Here is a 20,781-nt window from a genome sequence, read left to right as displayed (position 1 = left end):
TCACAATTAGGAGAAAATTGTATGCGATCGACAAATATCAAAGGACCGATCGGCACTATTCACATCATCGAAGCCAGCCCCCCTGTCAGCGCTGCGGAATCCGAGCGGCTGCCGATGGTATTTGTGCACGGTATGGCGGTGTCCGCGAGCATCTGGGATGCCCAGCTTGCCCGTGTCGCCCGTACCCGACGCGCGATCGCCCTTGATATGCGGGGACACGGTGATTCCACACCGCCGGAGGACGGCAACTATGCGCCCGCCTCCTGTGCAGCGGATGTTTTCACGGTACTGGATGGGCTGGGACTCGATCGAGTGGCGATCGTCGGGCACAGTTTCGGTGCTTGTATTGCCCTCGCCACAGCAGCCGCCGCACCGCACCGCATCGCGCAGTTGATCCTGGCAGATCCACCTGGAGATTTTACCAAGGTGCCTGCACAGATGTACGAGGCACGGATCGTCCCCTACCAGAGGGCTCTGGAGACGGAGGATTGGCGGGCTGCTGTGCAAATGAGCTTCAATGAGGCACTGACAGGAAGCGCGGCCCTTACGCGCGATCGGATTCTCGCTTGGTTGGCGGCGACTCCACAGGATTGTCTGTGTGGAATGTATCGCGCGATGTTTGCCTTTGAAGCTGTTGATGCTCTCGATCGCTACCTAGCAGCCCCTGGAACACGGGCCCACGCCATTATTGCTCCCTCAAACACTTTTCCGTTCAGCCTCCACATCCTCCGTCCCACGCTGACGACAGCTACGCTACCCGATACTGGACACTGGCTGATGCTGGATGCGCCAGAGGCCTTTGCTAGGCAACTTGATATCTGTTTGGAAGGTGTTTAATATAGATTTCGATAAAATCTGTTAGTTTTACCACAATTCATCGAGGGTTAAGTTGTGGGGATTTTTGAGGATGAAGGCGTTGTTGTCTTTGATTAAGTCACCGCTACAGAGAATCGGTAAGCGTTCTTGATAAGCTTTAATCGCCAGGATATAATCTTTGTCGGCGAGTGAAGTTTGAATTTTCCGCAATTTGTCAGCAATGACGCCTATTAAGGTTATCTCGCCACTTAATTTGTCGGTGTTGGGGGTGTAAATTTGCATGACAATTCCCTGTAAGGTCATATTGGGGAGTGAGGTGATCAAGTCTGCTAATATTTCAATTTGAGAGCGATTTTCGACAATTTCTAGGGTTTCCATGACTTCGTACATCCGCAGAGCAAAACCGCTGACTTCGGGTTTGAGAGCTAACAAAATTTCGTAGTCTTCGCCTGCTTCATTCTTGCGAGTCCAGAGCGATGATTTGTCATTGTCTCGGCTTTGTTCGTGCCATCCGTGTTTTTGTAAATAAGCAGCGACTTGAGGCGGTTCTAAGGTTTTGAGAATATCGGGGTCGCGGACTGTTACTATCATAGGAGTTCTCCGGATTCAATGCGCTGCATGAGAGTTTTTAAAGCGTCTGTGTTGAAAATGTTTTGTATGGGTATTTGAACAGTGACAGTGTTTTGATTTTGGGTGGGCGGTAGCCCTCGCAATGATGCCCAGTAGCCACAATAGCGAAGGCAGAGTTCTTGCTGAGATTGGCGCAACCAATCCTCTTGGCTGTCGGGTACTAAAACGATAATCAGAATGCGGGGGACGAAAGGGTTTTCTAGCCTTAATTCTTCATAGTTTTTAACTTCTAGGGGATATCGGATAATTTCATTATCCAGTAATTTTCTGGAGGTGCATTTTATTTGGACATCTAGGCGAGGGCGGCGCGTTGATTGTGATGGTCCCAAACCTGTAAGAATTACGTCAACTCCTTCTGCATCTAAGGGACGCGGGGCTATTTGGAATGAGTAGCTTGCCGCGGCTGTTACCGCATAGACATAAGCATAGCTAAATTCCTCTTTTTGGGTGTTCAGAACCACGCTTATTTTAACCTCGATAATTTTAAACAGGTATTTACCAAATAGCTAATCATTCATTATCTTCTTCATTGATTACTGATGTATTGTCTGGCATACGCCCTGGACGAGAAACTATAACTACGTCAAAAATACCCTTCAAATTTTTGAGTCCACTCTTTAATAAGTCGTGTTCTTCTGTCCTGCGAGAGTCATCCCAGATAAAAGCAATTATTTGTTCGTGGGGGGAGCCTTAAGCTAGGTATAAAGACGTATCTGCGGCAATTTCTTCAATAATTTTTTGGGGCTTGTCTTTGCGATACCAGAACTTGATTTCAATAACCAATTTAAGCGAGGGAATTTCTAGGTCTACTCTTGGTTTTTTCGGCCCTACCGATCTAGTATATTCTTCTTCTCGGATATCGGCGAACACGGCAGCTAATAAAAAATATAGCAAATTTTGCACGTGATATTCATTTTCTATGTACCATTGCCGAGGTGTACCGCCCTTTGTGCGTGGCTTTTCTTCCCATGTCCAACGTCGAAGCCCCGCTGGAACTTGTGTTAATAATTTGCTAACATCTTCCAAGCTAAAGGAGCCTAAAGCAGATTGAGAAGAAATGAGCCACCCTTTTTCGTAATTTTCTTTAACTGCCTTCAACTTTGACAGATGAGTCTCTAAATTCGTTTTAAGATTCGAGCCCGAGGATACTTCAATTAATGAGGTTCGCTGACTGCTAGTTAATGGGATAACTTGCTCTAGAAGTAACTTGTAGTTAGTCTGCCACTTTTCCCAATCATAATTTCCATCCAAGACATATCTGTCAGGCCCTTGTATAGGTGAATCATCGAAACTGATGACAAATATGCCAGGTGGTTGATCGAAACTGGGAGATCTGGGTTGAGAAAATTCTCCAGGTATGACTTTTATTGCTTTGTACATGGCCTCTCCCTCAGCTATAAGTTCATTAAACTGAGCAAGGTATCTCTTAAAATTGTTTGAAGTTAACATAATTAGGTTTCTGCTTCCATTAATTAATTTCTTGATTTAAGGGAAATCCCACACTCAACTCTAGCAAAAAATCGCGGATGCGATCGATTAAAGCTTTCTCTAATTCTCCCTATTGCGCTTCTAGACCTAAAAAGTACGGCCCGCACTTGATATTGCACAATACGTTCCTTAAGTTATCGCAAAAAATCATGATAATCTTCAGCAATTGACGAACTATCCGCCAGAACCCCCCCTCTGCCGATTTTCCCGAATCATCGCCTCTAACTTGCCACTCTTGGCAAATGGCCTCTCGAACTTCGCCGTCAAATGCAGCATCTTCTCGTCCAAACCCTCCTCCTCCTCCGCCTCCGCCCCCACATACCTCTCAGGAGTTAAAACCTAACACTTACCGTTTTGCTTTTTTGTTGCCTTTTGACTCGGCACAATTGTTACAACTCTTCTGGAAAGTACATTTGCAGCCAATCTGCCCCGCCCGAACCCAACTGGCCTAACTTCTCCAGAAATTAGATAAAAAGCACCTAAAGTATGATGCGAAACTCGGGCAAAACTCTTATTCTATAAATCGATCGGGCATTAAACCGATATCCACAACCGCCAAGATTTAGTGCCAAAAATTAAATCTTTCCGGCGAAAAGTTGCTATTTAATGAATAAGACTTTACAATCCAGCAAGGTAAATGAAACTCTCAATGAGCAGTGCTGCAAGCACTAACCCGAAATGGGTCGCAAGTGCCAAAAAGCAGCAAAAGCTACATTTTTTAACTCTTTCAACAGCAAAGCATTGGCAAAAAAACCAGGGATCGACGGTTGGCATCTTGGAACGAATGCTTTGCTCGCAATACTACAAATGTATCAAAACTTGTCAGCCAAATTTAGTCCTAACAGATGCCTAGCTGTAACTCTTGCTGCGTAAGGTTTCAGTTTCTAATTAGGCTCGTTTTATTGTCTTTAACTACTTGAGTGAGGATTTGCTCGCATGATTTCGATTTCTACTACTCAATCCGATGTGCTACCTTTGCCTTCGCCAACCGTAACGGCTGCAACCCAAAACAGTGCGACTGCTGCAACTGGGGTGTGCGTGACGGTTCACGGTCACTTTTACCAGCCACCCCGGGAAAACCCTTACCTGGACGCGATCGAACGCCAAGCCAGCGCCTCTCCCGCCCACGACTGGAACGAACGCATTGACATCGAGTGCTACCGCCCGAACGCCTTTGCCCGCATACTCAACGATCGCGGCGAAGTCACGGGGATCGTCAACAACTACGAGTATATGAGCTTCAACATCGGGCCGACCCTGATGAGCTGGCTCGAACGCTACGACGCGGAAGTTTATCAGCGGATTCTGGAGGCCGATCGCAAAAGCTGTCAGCGACTCAACGGTCACGGCAACGCGATCGCCCAAGTATACAATCACATCATCATGCCGCTCGCTAACGAGCGAGACAAATACACCCAAATTCGCTGGGGGATCGCAGATTTTCGCTCCCGATTCAATCGCGATCCCGAAGGAATGTGGCTCGCTGAAACCGCAGTAGACTACCCTACCCTCGAAGTTTTAGTCGCTGAAGGCATCCGCTTCATTGTCTTAGCCCCCTCCCAAGCCGAACGCTGCCGCCCGCTAATCGGGCAAAACCACGAAGGGGAACCAGGGCAAAATTCCGAATGGCACGAAGTCGGCGGGGGTCAAATCGATCCGACTCGCCCGTACCGCTGCTATTTGAAACCAGAAATGCGGTTGATGGCTGACCACCAACTCTCGCCGCTGAGCACTCACTATTTTGGCCGCCAGCACTCCCAAAATTCTGCTACCCCACCTGCCAACACTCCCTACATTGATATCTTTTTCTACGACGGCCCGATCTCGCGGGATATGGGCTTCAATGACGTTCTCAGCAGCAGCCACCACTTGGCCGGGCGCTTGGGTCAAGCAGTACGGGGAGACCACCGACCGGCTCAATTAATCTGCGTGGCGACGGACGGCGAAACTTTCGGCCACCACAAACACAGTACCGAAAAATGCCTCGCCTACGCCTTCACAGAAGAGTTTCCCCGCCGAGGCTGGACGGTGACGAATTTTGCTCATTATTTAAGTCAAAATCCGAGCGCTTGGGAAGTGGAACTCAAACCCGTGACGGCCTGGAGTTGCTCTCACGGGGTCGATCGCTGGCAAGATGATTGCGGCTGCGGTGGCGGCGGCGGATGGCACCTCAAATGGCGTCGCCCTCTGCGGGATACTCTGAATTGGCTGCGCGATCGGCTGATTCCGATTTATGAAGAAGCGGGGCGCAAGCTGTTGAGCGATCCCTGGAAGACCAGAGATGAATATATTGAGGTCATCCGCGATCGATCGCCCGCTAACGTGGACAGGTTCCTCCAACGCCATCAAGTGCGCCAACTCGACGACGCCGAACAGGTGGACGCCCTGCGACTGCTGGAAATGCAGCGCCACACCCTGTTAATGTTCACTAGCTGCGGCTGGTTTTTTGAAGAAATCTCGCGGCCAGAAGGCGTGCAAATTCTGCGCTACGCGGCCCGGGCGCTGGAATTGGCGGGGGAAGTTACCGGCGTGCAGCTAGAAAAGGATTTTGTCGCTCAACTAGCCCTCGTACCCAGCAACGTTGAGTGTTTTAAAACAGGGGCAGAAGTTTACCGGCAACTGGTGGTGACAGCCCAAATTAGTCTCAGACAAGTGGCCGCCCACTACGCAATCAGTTCTCTGTTTGCCAAATTTCCCCGCGAAGAGCGAGTTTACTGCTATCAGGCGGAGCAGCAAGATTTCCAAATTCAGCGCATGGGCTCGATGACTCTGGCTGTGGGTCAATTGCAGTTAACCTCGGAAATTACGTGGGAAACAGAGGTTTTTGTGTTTGCTGCGTTGCACCTGGGCGGCTGGGACTTCCACTGCTGCATTCAGCCTTTTGGCAGCCGCCGGTCTTACACTATGCTGAAAGAGCGGTTGTTTGGAGTTATGCAAGAAGCTTCGGCGTCCCACGCGATTCTGGAAATGGTGCGGCTGTTTGGGGATCAGTCCTTTAGCTTGCGGGATTTGTTTGCGGAGGAACGCCACCGGATCGTGCAGTTGCTGAGTCAGGAAAATTTGACTCGGTTGGATCAGCTTTACACTCAGGTTTACCGCGAAAATTACGGGGTGATGATGGCGTTCCACCGAGACGATTTGCAGGTGCCCGTAGAGTTGCAGGTGGCTGCTGAGGTGGCTTTGGGACACCGCTGTTTGACGGCGGCCAAGGCCCTGGAAGTGGAAACGGAGGATGTGGAACCGCTGCTGGCCGAAATTGAGGCGATCGCCACTGAAGCCGGCCATCTCCGCTGTCGGTTGAACGTTCCCGAAGTCAAGGAAATTTTGGAAAAGATGGTTTGGCGATCGCTTGAGGCGCTGCTGCAAGCAGGATCGGGCATGGAGGATCGCTCGCCGGTCACCTTAGAAGCTGATATCCGCACGATCGAGCGTTTGATTGCGGTGGGCGATCGGCTGAGTCTGGGTTTGTGTCTGGATCGATCGCAGGAACTGTATTTCAATTCTCTGTACACTCAAATTGTGCCTCTGTGTTTGGGCTGGCTGCAACTGCAAGATGTCTCGGCGGGCGACAGTGTGGTCGCTGCCGTTGCCTTGGGGATTGCAGGTTCCGGCGCCGGCTGGGACTTGTCTTCGATCCGGCAGTTGCTGGAGTTGGGTCAAACCTTGGCCGTTGATGTTGAGTGTTGGTTAAATCAGTTAAGTAAATAGTTTGCCGATTAGCCAAATCAATTCCCGCCCTTGAAAATCCGCCCGATCGAGCTTTAAAGCTCGATCGGGCCTGCGGGTTCAACCGAGAATCATCAACATTTCGGCTGACGTGGATCGCGGCTGGGAATCGAAGCAGCGACAGGGAACCGCCAACTTTGTTTAAGTTTTCGCTCTACTTGTGGGAAGATAAGAAGACTGTCGGCAAAGCCTACAAGTGTTAAGCACCCGTAGGCTTTGCAGAGTTTTGAAGAGAGAACACTAAATATAAGTCTATGAAAGTTGGCGATCGCGTTTGCATTAAAAACTCTGTTGTTGTCTACCACCACCCTGAAAATCGCAGTAAACCATTTGATATTAAGGGTATGGAAGGAGAAGTCGTGGCGATCGTTCACGAATGGCACGGCCGACCTGTCAGTGCCAATTGGCCGGTGCTAGTTCAGTTTGACAAAAAATTTCGAGCTCACCTGAAAGAGGATGAGGTCGAATTGATATCTTCGGAAGTATAGCTGTCTCCAAAGTAGAAGCCGGAGGTCAAAGACAATATCCAATCCGGTCAGTCGATTTTAGATTTTAGATTTTAGATTTACTCCACAGATGAATCTGGAAACTTGAACTATAGTCTAAAATTTTGGGCTGATGACTACTCCTGTCGGAAAGCAATTATCGGTTTTTGGGCGGGGGCCCTATAAATGTTGTAGAGTTTGTAGTGAGGAGTTCAGTTTTTTCTGTAGCTTTTAGTCGATGGGCGGGACTAAAGCCCTTACTACAAACCACCTTTTTTGTTCACTCCTTAATTTTTCGACCGTCCCCGGCTGAACCAGCCGAAGATATTCAAATCTCCCTGCATTTTCTGCAATTCCTGCTGATGCTGCTTGGCTGTAGCGTAATACCACTGGCAGTGAAGTTCTAGTTCTTGACGGTACTTAATTTCGTCGTAAAACTCGCGGACAATTTGGTGTCTCTGAAAAATTTCGGCCGCGGGAGTCGGTTCTGGGGCAATGTTTTGCAACTCGTGGGGCAGCATGATTATTTGGGGGCGACTGGGGCAAATCTTGGCTGTAATGACTTTAAGCTAACACATTTCTAAGTGAGGCGCGATCGCACAACTCTACCTTCAAGATATTGCTGCGATCGTTAACAGTATTGAACTGGTCAATAAACTCATTGCTAATTTGTGCGATCGCAGCAGCATCTTCATCTATATTACAGCTCGTACCTAGCACTGCACTAACTAGATTTTGTCTTCTGATAATTCCCGGTCGCGGTCTGACATGGATATTAAGTTTTTGCTCTAAATTAATCGCTAATCCGATCGTGTTACCTTCAAGCCAGCCGCCGCATTTTTCTAACTCGCCAACTTCTGCACTACTTACCGTCAATACTAAAAACGCATTCGATTGTTCTGGTAAATCGGCTGGCTCAAATAGAGTTGTCCAAGCGGTATTTCCCGCCAATACTTCCTCGGCAATTTCTGCACCGCGCCCCAATTCGCGGCGCAATATTTCGGCGGTCGATCTCGTGACATTTCGGGTACTATTTTGACAAGGTTCGATCGATGTTATTACAGGAAACCATTCCCGCGATTTTCGCACAGGATACTGTTTTCCAGCTTCAGTTAATGCTATTGGTTGAGTCCAATCGTGTTGGCTGAGGCTTTGGAAAAAATGGGCAAGTAATATGTCCAGTAATTTATCGTCTCTGGGGCAGGGCGGGCACGGGGACACCGCCCCTACAAAACCATCGTTTTCCTGAGAATGAAACAGCCTAGGGGAATCGGGGGTTATATCTCCAGATTGAGTGGAAGTCCAAGCTGTCAGTAACGCCCAAGAAAAATTACCCAGAAATCCCCAAGCATTACCGTGAATTTGACGTGCTTTCGCCCAGGTTCGCACCGCCCTTAACAAGTTTGTAAATATATCCCAGGACAGATGTTGGCTGACTGTATCCACTATTAAGTCCGCTTCCAAAATACCGACTGCGGCACTCCAACTGACGGGAGCGAAAAAGGGTCTGGCCGCTTCAGATAACGGTTCAATTATCTGGGATTGTCCCAGGGTTGTAGCAGAGAGTAAATCGACGGCGACTCCTTCAATTTCCATTCTCAATACTGGCACTCTTGCGGATTTTACCAGTTGGGAGCGATCGCACAATCCTGCTAGTCTATTTTGTACCTGTTTGAGAAATGTTTCCCCTGTTAAAGGGACGGGAATTATACAAATTAAGTCTAAATCGCTGTGGCTGCTTTGTATGCCTATACGTCCCGATCCGATTTGCTGCAACAATGGTGGGTAGCCTAAACATTCTCGACAAGCTTGGGCTACGATCGATTGAATTGCTTCTCGATGCTGTAGCTGTGTTTGGGTTAGTTTGGGATCGAGTTGGTTGATTATTTCTATTAGCGATAGGTTAGATCCATCTTCTCCTGTTTTTGCGCTGGAAATTTCTGGCGGATTTTCTGCTTTTAAAGGTATGCGGTATCTAACCTGGAATGGTTCGTTATCCCGGCGGCTAATTAGGGCGATCGAGTCTACTTGAAATTGTACGGGATGCCATTGGGAAAGTTCGGGTTTGGCGGCTTGGGCTGTGGCAAATTGACCGGCGGTTAAATGGGGTGTGAATCCGTTAGCCGATCTGGTACTTTGTTCGTTACATTGGGGAAATATTTGTTGGAGTACGGTTTGCAATCGATTTAGTGAATCAGCAGGTTCGGGAATAGGATTTAACCATGCAGTACAGCTAGAAGAGTGGGTAAAAATTTCAAAGTTTGATAGAGTGATGGTAAATGGTTCTAGTTGTTTCAGTGCTTGGGCGATGGCTGCTGCTGCTTCTGGAAAATATGCCTCTGGCACAAAACCATAGAGTAGATTGATATGCGGCATCCAGCGGTGAAATTGGCGATCGCAGCGGCGGCGAATTGTTTGAATTGCGGGTAAAATTTCATCCGGCGGAATTATGACAACTGCGCTTCGATAGACAGGTGGGATGGTTTGCAAAAAGGCTGTAGATTCTAGCTGGGTAAGGATACCAAAATGATCGGAGGGATAGATTTTTCCTTCTGTATCTGGTACGGGATTGCAGGCAAATAATTCAATTTTACGAGATATCCAATCTCGATCGTGACTCCGCAACACCATCCTATCTAACCGTGCCGCAAGTTTAGTTAGACTCATTAATTCTGCCAAGGGATTACCCTGGGGATTGAAAGTGTATCCCGGATCGTCTGGATGGAGTGTTTGCCAAATATCGATAAAATTGTTTTGGGTTAATATCTCTGCTTGTTCGTTGCCTCTAGCATTAAAATCGCCAACAATGAGGCCATCTCCGGGCTGTGAGTTCAGATATTCTAGCAAGATATTAAGTTGCTTCAATCTCACTTGGAGAGCATTTTTATTGTAATCGCTGGTGAAATGTACGGCGGCGACATTTAGAGTTTTTCCGTTAAGCAGCCACTTTCCTACTAATACCCGCTTCCGCTGCGAGTAGCGATATTCTACTAAGTTAAACCGCAATCTGGATAGCAGCAATAAACCGTGCCATTCCAGCGTCTCGCCTTCGGGAGATTCGGAGATATTATAACCGTGCACCCAATCTTCAGCTAACAGTATTTCTAACAGGCGCGGCGTTACTTCTTGGAGGGCGATAATATCGGCATCACACTGACGCAGATGTTCTATAATTATGGGAATTCGCTTGGCTGTCTGCGTATGCTCGGATTCGTAGCGATCTGATAATACGTTAAAACTGGCAATTTTTAATGTTGTTACTGTTACCGACTCTAAGGAATAATCGATGGCTTGCCAATTTTCTCGCTCGTATCGGTAAATAGGTGTAGTGTGGAAGTCAGTAACAGAGATCGAAGGTAGCAGGTGAGGAAAAATTTGCTGTTTCTGGTTTTCTGATTCCTCGTTTCCCGCTGCCATCACCCATGCTGTGACTGGTAATTCTCCAGTAGCAAACAAGTCTAGCAGCCGATCGCGATCCCAAACAATTGTTTCCCCGCATTTAACATAACGAATCCGATGCCAGGGAATATCTCCGTCTACTTGCCATTCTGACAGGGGTTTTTCCCGGATATTGCCAGAAATGCGATCGCTAAAACCCAGACTAAAGGCGCGATGGTCTAAACGACTATCCCATAAAATGCGATCGTAAACCTCGCGGATTGTCGCCATTTTTTGTTTTGGAGACTTTGGCTTTGACATTATATTATTTTGTTATAGTTACAGTTGTATGACAAGCGTAACTCTATTGTACTACACAAAGAGCGATCGTGTAGGGTGCGCTCAATATTGGCACAACTTTAGTCCTGGAGGCAGAAACCGGGTTTTTTTACAGAAATAGTGCATCAAGGCCTTTTATTTTGGTAAAAAACCCGGTTTCTCAGTCTTGAGGGGCAATACTAAGTCCGGGTTTGTCATCCCCTTGATGAAGGAGGCGATTGAAATCTCCCCCTCTCCCCCTCGCGCTTGGGAAGGGTTTTTTAACCCGGATTGGTATAAGTCCTGAACTTGTGTACGGGCGACGGCTATAAGTCCTAGATTGAATCCAAAATCCAAAATCCAAAATCTAAAATTCTCTCAAAGCCATCCCCGCAATCGGTAGACAAACAAACCGATGTATTCTTTTAAGGCTTTAGTTGACTGGTTTAACTGATAGGTATCCGGCAATAAATCCAAGGCGACTGCTTGCCAATTGTTTTGGGATGCTGCGATATCCTGCTGCGTTATCTGGAAGTCTGTTGGTGCGGGAATTGCTTTTATTCCCTGACGCTGAAAAATTAAGAGCGATCGAGTCATGTGCATCGCCGATGTCACTAGCAAAACCGGCCCTTTTATGCCTTTAGCATCTAAAATTTTCCGCACGTTTACGGCATTTTGATAAGTGTTGTGTGAATCGGGGTCTTGCAGAATTGCTGATGCCGGTACACCCATTGTTTGGGCAATTTCTGCCATGTCTGCCGATTCGGGAGCCCCGCCGCCTTTCCAATCTACTCTACCGCCGCTGAGAATTAGCACAGAAGCTTTGCTTTGCCGATAAAGTCGGGAACCGTAGATTATGCGATCGCCCGCTTCCGCTAATTCTACCCAAGGACGGGGAGGTAAAGCTGCTTTCACACCGCCACCCAAGACGATAATCGCTTCAGCTTGGGGGAGTTCGGCGGTTGGTAAATTTTGCCATTCGAGCGATCGAACTAATGATTTCGAAACCCAACCGCTACTTCCGAGCAGTAAAATAATTAGAGCGGCAGCAATTGGCACCGCCCCCCATTTCGGACGCTTCCAAAGTGTGATTAAAGCCGCCATCATTAACAGGCAACTCAATCCCAAAGGATAAATAAACAGCGGCAGGAGTTTCGATAGAAATACAAACATTAAGCAAGTAATTCAAATTGCTCGTTAGCGGTAATGGGTAATTGGAAATGAACGAGGGTTAGTCGCTAATCTGTAATTAGTAATTTAAGTGGCGGGAGTGGTTAATTTTTAGTATAGAGTTGTGAATTATGAACTTTTTAACTTAAAGCTTACAACTCAATACTCAAAACTATTTTCGGTGCTAGCGACGATCCTCTGGTCCAGATAACCAGCCAAACAATGTAGCAGCATCACCCCTAGAGGTTTTGCTATATTTATGGGCCTCCCTTTGCACTACTTCTTTATTGACGATAGCATCCGAGGTTTTGTCCTTAGAATTTATATTCGGGTTGAGTAGTAATTCGTTGTGCCACCAGGCGACAATTAAACCTGCTGCCACGCCACCGATGACACCCAAGCCGAGACTCAGGAGCAGCGTACATCCTACTAAGCGAAACCCAACGGTAAACAAAACAAACCATATCAGCGCGGGGCTAAACCCCTTGGAGTCTCCAGTAAATTTTGGCATGAGCTGTAAGTTTTGTTTGTAATAACACAGAAAGATATTGACAATATTAGCAGACAATCAAATTGGGGAGGGCGATCGCTCTGCAACTACTCTCCACAAATCAAGTTTAATTGTACCTCTAAGTCTTGGGCGGTATCTAAAATCTTTACAGAAATTTGCTCTAATTCTGTAAAAGGTTCAAAAGCTGCTTGCTGCGAACTCAATAGTTCGGCTGTCGCGTCGGCAATATCGCCCCTGCGCTGTTGCAGGCGTTCTCGCAATACTTCAATTGGTGCGGTGCAGTAAATAATTTGCAGGGGCAAGCCGTGGGATTGAGCCTGATTAATTGCATCGGTTCTCCAGTTTTGGCGATCGAACTTTGCATCTAAAATCACATTCCAACCTCGGTCAGCCAGCACTATCCCCAACTCTAACAATCTACCATAAGTCTGTGCCGTCATTTCATCCGAGTACAAATCTTGCCCGCCGCGTTCATTTAAAGGAATTTCGCCTAAATGTTTGCGAACAGCATCGGATCGAATGTGAATTGCGCCCGTGCGGCGAGCCAAATATCGAGCTGCTGTACTCTTGCCAGAACCCGACAAACCCGACATCAAAGTTAACTTGCCTTGGCGCGGTTGCGTGTATTGCCAAGCCAGTTTATAGTAATGAGCTGCTGTCTGTGAAATCTCTGCTTTTTGAGCAGTTGAAATAGCGGCATCGTCCAACATTAACGAAGTTACTTTCGCTCTAACATAAGCTTGACGGCTCAAATACAAAGGCAATAGTTGCAGTCCTTCCCAATCCCCTGTTTGTTCGATGTAAGTATTGAGAAAAGCATTGCCCAAGTCTCTGCGCCCCCGCGATTCCAAATCCATTACGGTAAAAGCCACATCGTACATGACATCAACAAAGCGAAAAGGCTCGTTAAATTCAATGCAGTCAAACAGCAATATTTTATCTTGCCAGAATGCTATATTCCGCAAGTGCAAATCTCCGTGGCACTCGCGAATTTTATTATTGGCAATCCGCAGGTTAAATAACTCTTGATTGGTCACAAAAGACGCATCAGTATAATCTTTAGTTTCCTGATATTGTCTCTGATTCTGCGGCCCGCCGATATATTTTTGCGAAATCCGGTAATTGTTATCTATTGCTGTGCGAATCTGACTGACTTCGCCAAATGTGCGAATGTAGCTGTTACTAATTGCCCTGCTGTGAAAGTTGGCAACTTCGCGCCCTAAGTCTGCCATAAGTTGCTCTGTTAACAGTCCGCGTTCCAACAAACTAAGCAATAGCGTATTTTGAGGAAACTCCCGCATTTTTAGCACATATTCTACAGCATTTTCTGTAGATTTTAGTGCTGGTAAGTTGCTGCCCAATTGCAACGAATCCCCAATTTGAATAATTGGCAAAACTTCTAGATAAATTTCCGGAGCCGTGCGTCGGTTCAGCAGCAATTCTTCGTTGCAAAAATGCTGCCTTTTCTCCAAAGTTGAATAGTCCAAAAAGCCAAAGTTAACTGGTTTCTTTAATTTGTAAGTATAATCTCCTGTCAGCAAAACAAAGGAAGCATGAGTCTGAATTAGCTGCACTGGTTCTGTCACCCCATGTGGGTAAAACCCGGGCTGCAACATTTGCTGAATCAGAGGTGGGAGACAAATATCAGTCATATCAATTTTAGGTTTTGGATTTTAGCTGAGATCGATTTGGGCTTAGAAATTTAGATAAAGATAACTTAAAGAAAATAGAGGTTGAGTTGAAGTCGATTTATTATAAAGTTGATAATTAGTGTAAACCAAAAATTACTGATGACAGAAAACAATCAAGATTCCCGCTCCGTGGATGTGTTTGGCGTGGGAAATGCCCTGGTAGACATCCTAGCATTGGTAGAAGATGAATTTGTACTCGCTCACGGGCTGGCTCGCGGCGGGATGACGCTGATGAATTCGGAAACGCAGGGGGGGATTTTGCACGATTTAGAACACAATTCGCTGCAAATGCGATCGGGCGGTTCGGCGGCAAATACGATGATTGGTTTGGCTCAGAGTGGCGGTAAAGCGTATTATTCGGGGAAGGTTGCTAAGGATACTAACGGGGAATTTTACCGGCAAGATTTGCTGGCGGCGGGGATTGATTTTAACGTGCATCCTGCTGCTGAGTCGAAGGAACCCACGGGTACTTGTGTAGTGCTGACTACGCCGGATGCGGAACGCACGATGTGTACTAATCTGGGGGTTTCTACTACTCTGGCGGCGAGTGATATTGATGTCGATCGCCTGAGTCACTGCAAGTACAGTTATGTTGAGGGTTATCTTTGGGATGCTCCCGATCCGAGAAAGGCTAGCATTGAGACGATGGAACAGTCTAAGCGTCTGGGTGTGAAGGTGGCTTTTACTTTTTCGGATGGCTTTTTAGTTGATCGATTTGCTGATGATTTTCACAAGGTGGTTTCGGAATATTGCGATGTAATTTTTTGCAATGCTGATGAAGTTCGGAGCTTTTTTAAGGAAGAATCTTTGGAAGAGTGCGCTCGGAAAATGAGCGAGATTTCGGATTTGGCTTTTATCACTAATGGCGATAAAGGCTGCATGGTGGTGGAGAACAAACAGATTGTTGATGTGGCGGGATTTCCGGTAAAGGCGATCGATACTGTGGGTGCTGGGGATGCTTTTGCGGGCGGTGTTTTGTTTGGAATTACTAACGGTTTGAGTTCTGTACAAGCGGCTCGTTGGGGCAATTATTTGGCTTCTAGGGTGGTGCAGATTCACGGGCCTCGGCTTGAGGGTTCTCAGGCTCATCTTTTGAGTGAGGTGATTTCTGGTTAGGAATTGAAAGGGGCGATCGCACTTTTTGGATTAAGGGCGATCGCTCTTTTTTGAACCGCAGATAAAGGCCGATGAACGGGGATGAACGCAGATGGAGCAAGGGCGATGGTGTTAAAATCAGTGAAAGCTTAATTAACCGCACTTGAAATGCTAACAACTACATCGTTCACGGAGATAGTAAAGAGGGCTTGAATTACCAATCAATTGCTCTTATGATTGCCAATAAATTATTCAGCCAGACCTATTTTAGCTGTTTTTTTTTTGCACCTGACAACCTTTTGTGGGTCAGACAATCCATAGAGTGTTTACTTTTCCAACTTATTAAACAAGCCCTAAGTATGTGTAAGGTGTACCGTGCGCCTTCTACAGATAGAGTTAGTACGTAATTCCTAAACCTTATTTCATCAGATAGGGAGGTTGAGATGACCCAAATAAATCCCGATCGCACTACTGGTACAATTGCGATCGACGTTTGCGCTCAATCAAACGGGCAGTATGTTTGTCAGATTTCATCGTCTCTAAGCGATCGCCCCGACGAGCGCATGAATTTTTACGGACAAACGAAATAACACGCGATCGCGATCGCCTTAGAACATTTAGCCGAAGAGTATCGCGAGAAAGCAGAAGAGTCTCAGAATATAGATTCGCTCGCCGTGGAAATTTCAGATTCTGAAGAACCAATTAATAAATATTATCATGTGATTGTACACTACGAAGAAATTGCGGAAGCAGAATCTAAGTTTGAGGCAGTACACAATACAATGATGGGAAATACGATAGTTGAGAATGCCAGAATTGCAGCCATTGAGATTTCTCCAGATATTGAAATCCAGCCGTTAGAGCGATCAGAATATTGAGCGATCGGGACTTACGCGCAGAGACTATATGTAGGGTGCGTAGTGCGAACCTTACCCCTACGCATCAACGACCGAAACGTGAGTTTGAGGCGATCGACTAGAAGCGATGGCATAATTTCAAATACCCATTAATCCCGGTTTCGGAGGCCAATACCGACCGAATATCCCACCTACTACACCTATTGTTTGTGGTATCTTTCTGCTGTCTCCTTCCAAAAGAGTTTTACCTTTCACATTTAATTGAGACGAACCAGAGCCATCTAGCATCATTACCTGATTAGCTCCAAAATTTATGAGAGTATCACCAGCATTCTTTTGAGTGGATTTGTCAGAACTAAACAGTAAAACACTCTCATTAATGCCATCAGAACCATGAAGATCGCCAATACCGATGAAAGTTCTTCCCTGTTCCTCATTGCGGTCTGCTCCATACTCAATAGGATCGTAGCTGACAAGAATATTTCTCGCTGAAGATGAATCGAAAGAGTTACGATCGTAATCCTTAATAGTTGCCCGATCGCCGAACAGCTCTAACATTAGTAGACTGTCTGCCTCCTCTTGAGTGTTAAAGCCTTGGCTTATTAGTTTTCCATCAATTTTTAGAGGGTGAGAGACTGGATTGAATGCAGCAAATGGCTGGAATCCAAACAAATTTAGCCTTGTTCCGAAATTATTTATTTTGTTTGGTAGTGAGCCTGTACCAAAGAACTGACCATTTGTAACAGAGAAACCCCGAGAATTTTTTCCTGAAAAATCAGACCACGCCTCTTCAATCGTTTGATTTTTAAAATCAGGACTATCTCCCTCTTTAGTAATCTCTCCATGCAGTAACTTGACAGAGGCTCCTTTGCTCAGATCTACAATTTGTACGTAGTCGGAGTCTTTTTTATACAAATCAACACTTATTGTACCATTCTCGCGCTGGAAGCCATTGGGAATAGTTCGCGGTTTTTCAGGTTTTGTATCGCCTTGAGTAGTGTCAGGAGCGGAAGGTTTAGCCTGCTCTTGGTAAGCAGTTGCTTTGTTGCCATTCCAGTAAATGTGACCGCCTTCAAAGTATTGAATCTTGTTACCGTTGCCCCGATCGATCTCCCCACTCTTGGGAACTCCTAACCTACCATCCAATCCGCCTGTTTTCAAGTATTCTTGGCGGATAGTGCCGTAAATCGGAAAAGTTCCTTTGGGACTGCTGACAATCGAACCGCGCTCAAATAGTTGATACCTGACATTACCTGAATAGTTGGCAACATCTGAAACAGGTTTGCCGATCGCACTTTGATACTTGTCGTAAACCGGATAGAATTGACCAGCAATATTGTGACCGTTGATAGAGGTTGAATTAGGTGACTGTTGCTCTGGCGTTTCGATCGAATTATCACCGCCATTAGATGCCGCTAATTCTACAGGAACCTCTATTTTTTGACCTTCAGAAATTACGTTGGGATTGGAAATGTTGTTGTGTTTGGCAATAAATTTGTAGTAATCGGGAGCAGCGCTGCCCATTGTTTCTCTGGCAATTTCGCTGAGACTATCTCCGGCTTGAATCGTGTAAGGTTGCCACTCATAAGATTTGCCATTAAATCGATCTGCCGTAGCTCGTTCCATCGGTTTTACGAGCCCTTCGTAACCCCAAGTTTCAGGTGTTGCGAATTCTGCGCGAGTGCTTTCTTGCGGTGCTGTGTCCTTCGCTAACTGCACGGCTTTATCTAAATCCAGCACTCCAAAACCTGTTTTCCGATCCCAGCCGGGTAAATTTACATCGATCGCACTTTGTTTGAGAATATCAATTACTTGGCGATCGCTCAACTCTGGATTGCTTTCCCACACAACAGAGGCCATACCAGTCGCTTTCGCTGCTGCAAAAGAAGTTCCCGTAAGCGCATCTAGATCGTTCTCCCCCTCGGCAACTACAGCATCCAAACCATAGCCGTAACTCGAATAGTACGATCGGCGCACTCCGTCAAACGCCCCAACAGTCATAATATTGTCAAACTCTTGAGAAGCTTGACCCAAAACCGACATCACACCGCCATCGTTGCCAGCAGCAACCACCAGCAGCACTCTATTCTGACGAGCATATTCTAAAGCAGCCCGCTCTCTGGGCGTCAACTCGTAGCGCGTCGTCACGTTGCCCTCGCCGTTAACTTGAGTTAAGTCTAGGCTGAGGTTGACAATAGCATTCTGCTGCCCTTGTGCCTTGGCTTCATGCACAAAATCTGTCAGCGACAAGTCCCACTGCCCGGAACCGCTAGCGCGTCCCAGCCAAACACGAGCGCGATCGTTAATACCGTCAATGCCAATATTATTACCTGCGCGAGCGCCAATCAAACTCCAAACAGCCGTGCCGTGTTCGTTTTCTGCATCAGACGACACTAAAGGGTTGTTGTCACCGTCAATGCGATCGCGCCCCAGTGTCGCTTTAGAATAATCGAGATCGGGATTGTTGACAGCAAACCCAGTATCGATAATCCCAATCAAAGGCAGGCTGGGCTTCTCTGGTGCCACAGGCGGTTCCTGCTCAGCGGGCGGTTGAGTGTCAGTCGGTAACTGGGTATCATCAACAGGCGGTGTTGGCTCTACAGGCGGTTTTGGCTCTACAGGTGGCGTTGGGGCTACAGGCGGTGTTGGCTCTACAGGTGGCGTTGGGGCTACAGGCGGTGTTGGCTCTACAGGTGGCGTTGGGGCTACAGGTGACGGTGGAGTCACAGGCGGTTTTGGCTCCGCAGGTGGCGTTGGGGCTACAGGTGGCGGTGGATCCACAGGCGGTTTTGGCTCTACAGGCGGTGTTGGCTCTGCAGGTGGCGGTGAGGCTACAGGCGGTGTTGGCTGCTCCGCAGGTGGCGGTGAGGCTACAGGCGGTGTTGGCTCCACAGGTGGCAGTGGGGCTACAGGCGGTGTTGGCTGCTCCGCAGGTGGCAGTGGGGCTACAGGCGGTGTTGATGCAGGTGTGGGCGCAGGTGCAGGTGTTGGCGCAGGTGTTGGCGCAGGTGCAGGTGTTGGCGCAGGTGCAGGTGTTGGCGCAGGTACAGGTGCAGGTGTTGGTGCGGGTGGAGGCGGTTCTGTATCCCCAGGCGGTTTGCGCTCATCAGGCAGTTTTGAGGTGACATAATCAATCAATTTCTTACCGCCTTCAGATTTAGTCCAATCCTTAGCCGGAGGGATAAGTTCTTTCACCTCCACCGCTTTTCCAGTCGCACCCGTCACACGGAAAATCACATCATCGTAGTCGTAATCTGATAGGGGAGTAATCGATCGATCCTCGATCGAAAATGCCTTACCATCGCCAGTAATATCTGCCACCTGGCCCAACAGCCAAGCATCATCCTCGTCACTGCTAGATAGCGAAAACAGCGGACTTTTGTTGCCGCCAATATCAGGCTTATCAAATACTTCCTTAACCGTGCCATCTGGCACCAGCATCACAGCAAATGCTTCTCCTGGGTTCATCGCAAACTTCTTCACACCTTTGTAGGAACCGGTGTTCAGATTTACCTTTCCTAAAGTGCCCCTGAATTGAGGATCTGTGCCTTCTGTAATATCAGAAATCACTACGTGACCCAATACCGATTTACTCAGAGCCCTTCTGGCAGCTTCTTTGATAAACTCCTCAGAGCCTGGAGTAAATTTCTCCATACCCTGCAAACTAAATATGGCTAATTGTCCTTTGAATCCGCCGCCATCATACAGGAAATCAAAGCCTACTTCACCAGTGCCATCGGGTGTAAAAAAACCGGAGTCAACCTTCAAACCCGTGAGCGGGTCAACTTTTTCATTTACGGCCAGACTAATCTGATAGTTTGTGTCGGAGGAGATGGGAGAAACTTTGAGAGTATAGTCTCCTGCGCCCAAATTCTCGGTACTGAGAGTTCCGGGATTTTTGCCGCTAGTTGAGATAGTTTCGATCGGCTTTCCTTGGCTGTCGAGCAGTTCCATTTTCAGACCGCCGCTAAAACCTTCAGCCAAGACTTGGAAACTGCCTGCAGCAGGACGATTGAAACGATAAATGTCTGTGGAATCGAGCTTACCAACGAAATCGATATTGAAATAGTTATCCTTAAGACTGCCGAGTTGAATGTTAGACATTTTGCACCCTGCCAACAAACTTACTTGTATTTTAATCAGTCGGCATAATTGAGCGATCGAGTTTCAAGACATCTGGGCTGCTTCCCAGATCCGGTCTCTCCTCACAACACAGATATCCGCCCCTTCAAAAATCTACGATTGTAAGCTGCTACCTATCTCTCGGAATTAAGTCTTACTTTTTTCGCTGCAAGCAAACTTTCCAGACATTACTTTGTAGGCCGAATATAGTATTAGTTTTGGTTAAAGATTTTTTGAAAGAAAGCTCGTTACTACCTCCTATCTGTTGAGGGTACTTTATGTGTGCAAAATTGACAAGCAATCTGAACGATTACTAGCTTGGCTAATTTAGATGTCAGTCAATGAGACAGGATTTACGCACAGCCTCTAAATATAAGGTTTTGTAGGGCAATCCCCCTGCGGATGAAGAGTCCCTACATCTGGATATGGCGCGTAAGTCCTGCTTTATGTGTTGTGGAACGGGCCGAAGATCCCGTTTTCTGAGTCTCTTAAAG

Annotated in this window: 14 protein-coding genes and 1 pseudogene; 6 read left to right on the top strand and 9 right to left on the bottom strand. The window is 47.0% G+C overall.

Going from position 1 to position 20,781, the window contains the following annotated elements:
• Nucleotides 1-21 precede the first annotated feature (21 nt).
• Nucleotides 22-837: an alpha/beta hydrolase gene (locus tag QUA42_RS21515; RefSeq protein WP_333139906.1), complete on the top strand. Its 816-nt coding sequence runs from the start codon at nt 22-24 to the stop codon at nt 835-837.
• 27 nt (nt 838-864) lie between these two features.
• On the opposite strand, the gene QUA42_RS21510 is transcribed toward QUA42_RS21515, so the two are convergent.
• The 3 genes and pseudogenes from QUA42_RS21510 to QUA42_RS21500 form a co-directional block, all read right to left on the bottom strand.
• The gene (locus tag QUA42_RS21510; RefSeq protein ID WP_333139904.1) at nt 865-1,407 is read right to left on the bottom strand and encodes a hypothetical protein; all 543 of its coding nucleotides are present in this window, start codon (nt 1,405-1,407) and stop codon (nt 865-867) included.
• The gene (locus QUA42_RS21505; RefSeq protein ID WP_333139902.1) at nt 1,404-1,907 is read right to left on the bottom strand and encodes a DUF4365 domain-containing protein; all 504 of its coding nucleotides are present in this window, start codon (nt 1,905-1,907) and stop codon (nt 1,404-1,406) included. Before QUA42_RS21505 ends, QUA42_RS21510 begins: the two co-directional genes overlap by 4 nt.
• A 49-nt stretch (nt 1,908-1,956) precedes the next feature.
• Nucleotides 1,957-2,826, bottom strand: a pseudogene (locus tag QUA42_RS21500) (PD-(D/E)XK nuclease domain-containing protein).
• A gap of 1,044 nt (nt 2,827-3,870) precedes the next feature.
• Here QUA42_RS21500 and QUA42_RS21495 point away from each other — a divergent pair.
• Both QUA42_RS21495 and QUA42_RS21490 read left to right on the top strand, forming a co-directional pair.
• A complete protein-coding gene (locus QUA42_RS21495) occupies nt 3,871-6,642 on the top strand; it encodes a DUF3536 domain-containing protein (protein WP_333139900.1) in 2,772 nt (923 codons plus the stop codon).
• 272 nt (nt 6,643-6,914) lie between these two features.
• Nucleotides 6,915-7,148, top strand: a complete 234-nt coding sequence (locus QUA42_RS21490) for a ferredoxin-thioredoxin reductase variable chain (protein WP_333139898.1) — start codon at nt 6,915-6,917, stop codon at nt 7,146-7,148.
• Nucleotides 7,149-7,432: 284 nt separating this feature from the next.
• Here QUA42_RS21490 and QUA42_RS21485 read toward each other — a convergent pair whose 3' ends face one another.
• The 5 genes from QUA42_RS21485 to QUA42_RS21465 form a co-directional block, all read right to left on the bottom strand.
• Nucleotides 7,433-7,666 (bottom strand): hypothetical protein, encoded by a 234-nt coding sequence (locus QUA42_RS21485; RefSeq protein ID WP_172186607.1) that lies wholly within the window; start codon nt 7,664-7,666, stop codon nt 7,433-7,435.
• Nucleotides 7,667-7,709: 43 nt separating this feature from the next.
• Nucleotides 7,710-10,844 (bottom strand): poly(A) polymerase, encoded by a 3,135-nt coding sequence (locus QUA42_RS21480; protein WP_333139896.1) that lies wholly within the window; start codon nt 10,842-10,844, stop codon nt 7,710-7,712.
• 375 nt (nt 10,845-11,219) lie between these two features.
• The gene (locus QUA42_RS21475; RefSeq protein ID WP_333139894.1) at nt 11,220-12,014 is read right to left on the bottom strand and encodes a YdcF family protein; all 795 of its coding nucleotides are present in this window, start codon (nt 12,012-12,014) and stop codon (nt 11,220-11,222) included.
• A 181-nt stretch (nt 12,015-12,195) separates the two neighbouring features.
• On the bottom strand, nt 12,196-12,579 hold the full coding sequence (locus QUA42_RS21470; protein ID WP_333139892.1) for a hypothetical protein: 384 nt from the start codon (nt 12,577-12,579) through the stop codon (nt 12,196-12,198).
• A gap of 29 nt (nt 12,580-12,608) precedes the next feature.
• Nucleotides 12,609-14,174, bottom strand: a complete 1,566-nt coding sequence (locus tag QUA42_RS21465) for an AAA family ATPase (RefSeq protein WP_333139891.1) — start codon at nt 14,172-14,174, stop codon at nt 12,609-12,611.
• 138 nt (nt 14,175-14,312) lie between these two features.
• Between QUA42_RS21465 and QUA42_RS21460 the strand changes: the two genes are divergently transcribed.
• The 3 genes from QUA42_RS21460 to QUA42_RS21450 all read left to right on the top strand — a co-directional run bounded on the left by QUA42_RS21460 (nt 14,313) and on the right by QUA42_RS21450 (nt 16,186).
• Complete coding sequence (locus tag QUA42_RS21460) at nt 14,313-15,329, top strand: adenosine kinase (protein WP_333139889.1); 1,017 nt, start codon at nt 14,313-14,315, stop codon at nt 15,327-15,329.
• 422 nt (nt 15,330-15,751) lie between these two features.
• Nucleotides 15,752-15,898: a hypothetical protein gene (locus tag QUA42_RS21455; protein WP_333139887.1), complete on the top strand. Its 147-nt coding sequence runs from the start codon at nt 15,752-15,754 to the stop codon at nt 15,896-15,898.
• A gap of 129 nt (nt 15,899-16,027) precedes the next feature.
• The gene (locus QUA42_RS21450) at nt 16,028-16,186 is read left to right on the top strand and encodes a hypothetical protein (RefSeq protein WP_333139885.1); all 159 of its coding nucleotides are present in this window, start codon (nt 16,028-16,030) and stop codon (nt 16,184-16,186) included.
• Nucleotides 16,187-16,303: 117 nt separating this feature from the next.
• Here the strand turns inward: QUA42_RS21450 and QUA42_RS21445 are convergent, their stop codons facing one another.
• Nucleotides 16,304-20,269, bottom strand: coding sequence for a S8 family serine peptidase (locus QUA42_RS21445; RefSeq protein WP_333139883.1), 3,966 nt, complete (start codon nt 20,267-20,269; stop codon nt 16,304-16,306).
• Nucleotides 20,270-20,781: the final 512 nt, after the last annotated feature.

It is taken from the genome of Microcoleus sp. Pol11C2 (genome assembly GCF_036701505.1).
In the GTDB taxonomy this organism is placed as follows: domain Bacteria; phylum Cyanobacteriota; class Cyanobacteriia; order Cyanobacteriales; family Microcoleaceae; genus Microcoleus.
The sequence above is the reverse complement of the archived record's forward strand: the minus strand, read 5'-3'. Positions and strand labels throughout refer to the sequence as shown.

Excerpts from the sequence above, each read along its gene's own strand:
- QUA42_RS21460 (WP_333139889.1), top strand. The coding sequence starts at position 14,313 with ATGACAGAAAACAATCAAGATTCCCGCTCCGTGGATGTGTTTGGCGTG.
- QUA42_RS21510 (WP_333139904.1), bottom strand. The coding sequence starts at position 1,407 with ATGATAGTAACAGTCCGCGACCCCGATATTCTCAAAACCTTAGAACCG.
- QUA42_RS21455 (WP_333139887.1), top strand. The coding sequence starts at position 15,752 with ATGACCCAAATAAATCCCGATCGCACTACTGGTACAATTGCGATCGAC.
- QUA42_RS21495 (WP_333139900.1), top strand. The coding sequence starts at position 3,871 with ATGATTTCGATTTCTACTACTCAATCCGATGTGCTACCTTTGCCTTCG.
- QUA42_RS21445 (WP_333139883.1), bottom strand. The coding sequence starts at position 20,269 with ATGTCTAACATTCAACTCGGCAGTCTTAAGGATAACTATTTCAATATC.
- QUA42_RS21485 (WP_172186607.1), bottom strand. The coding sequence starts at position 7,666 with ATGCTGCCCCACGAGTTGCAAAACATTGCCCCAGAACCGACTCCCGCG.
- QUA42_RS21475 (WP_333139894.1), bottom strand. The coding sequence starts at position 12,014 with ATGTTTGTATTTCTATCGAAACTCCTGCCGCTGTTTATTTATCCTTTG.
- QUA42_RS21515 (WP_333139906.1), top strand. The coding sequence starts at position 22 with ATGCGATCGACAAATATCAAAGGACCGATCGGCACTATTCACATCATC.
- QUA42_RS21465 (WP_333139891.1), bottom strand. The coding sequence starts at position 14,174 with ATGACTGATATTTGTCTCCCACCTCTGATTCAGCAAATGTTGCAGCCC.
- QUA42_RS21490 (WP_333139898.1), top strand. The coding sequence starts at position 6,915 with ATGAAAGTTGGCGATCGCGTTTGCATTAAAAACTCTGTTGTTGTCTAC.
- QUA42_RS21480 (WP_333139896.1), bottom strand. The coding sequence starts at position 10,844 with ATGTCAAAGCCAAAGTCTCCAAAACAAAAAATGGCGACAATCCGCGAG.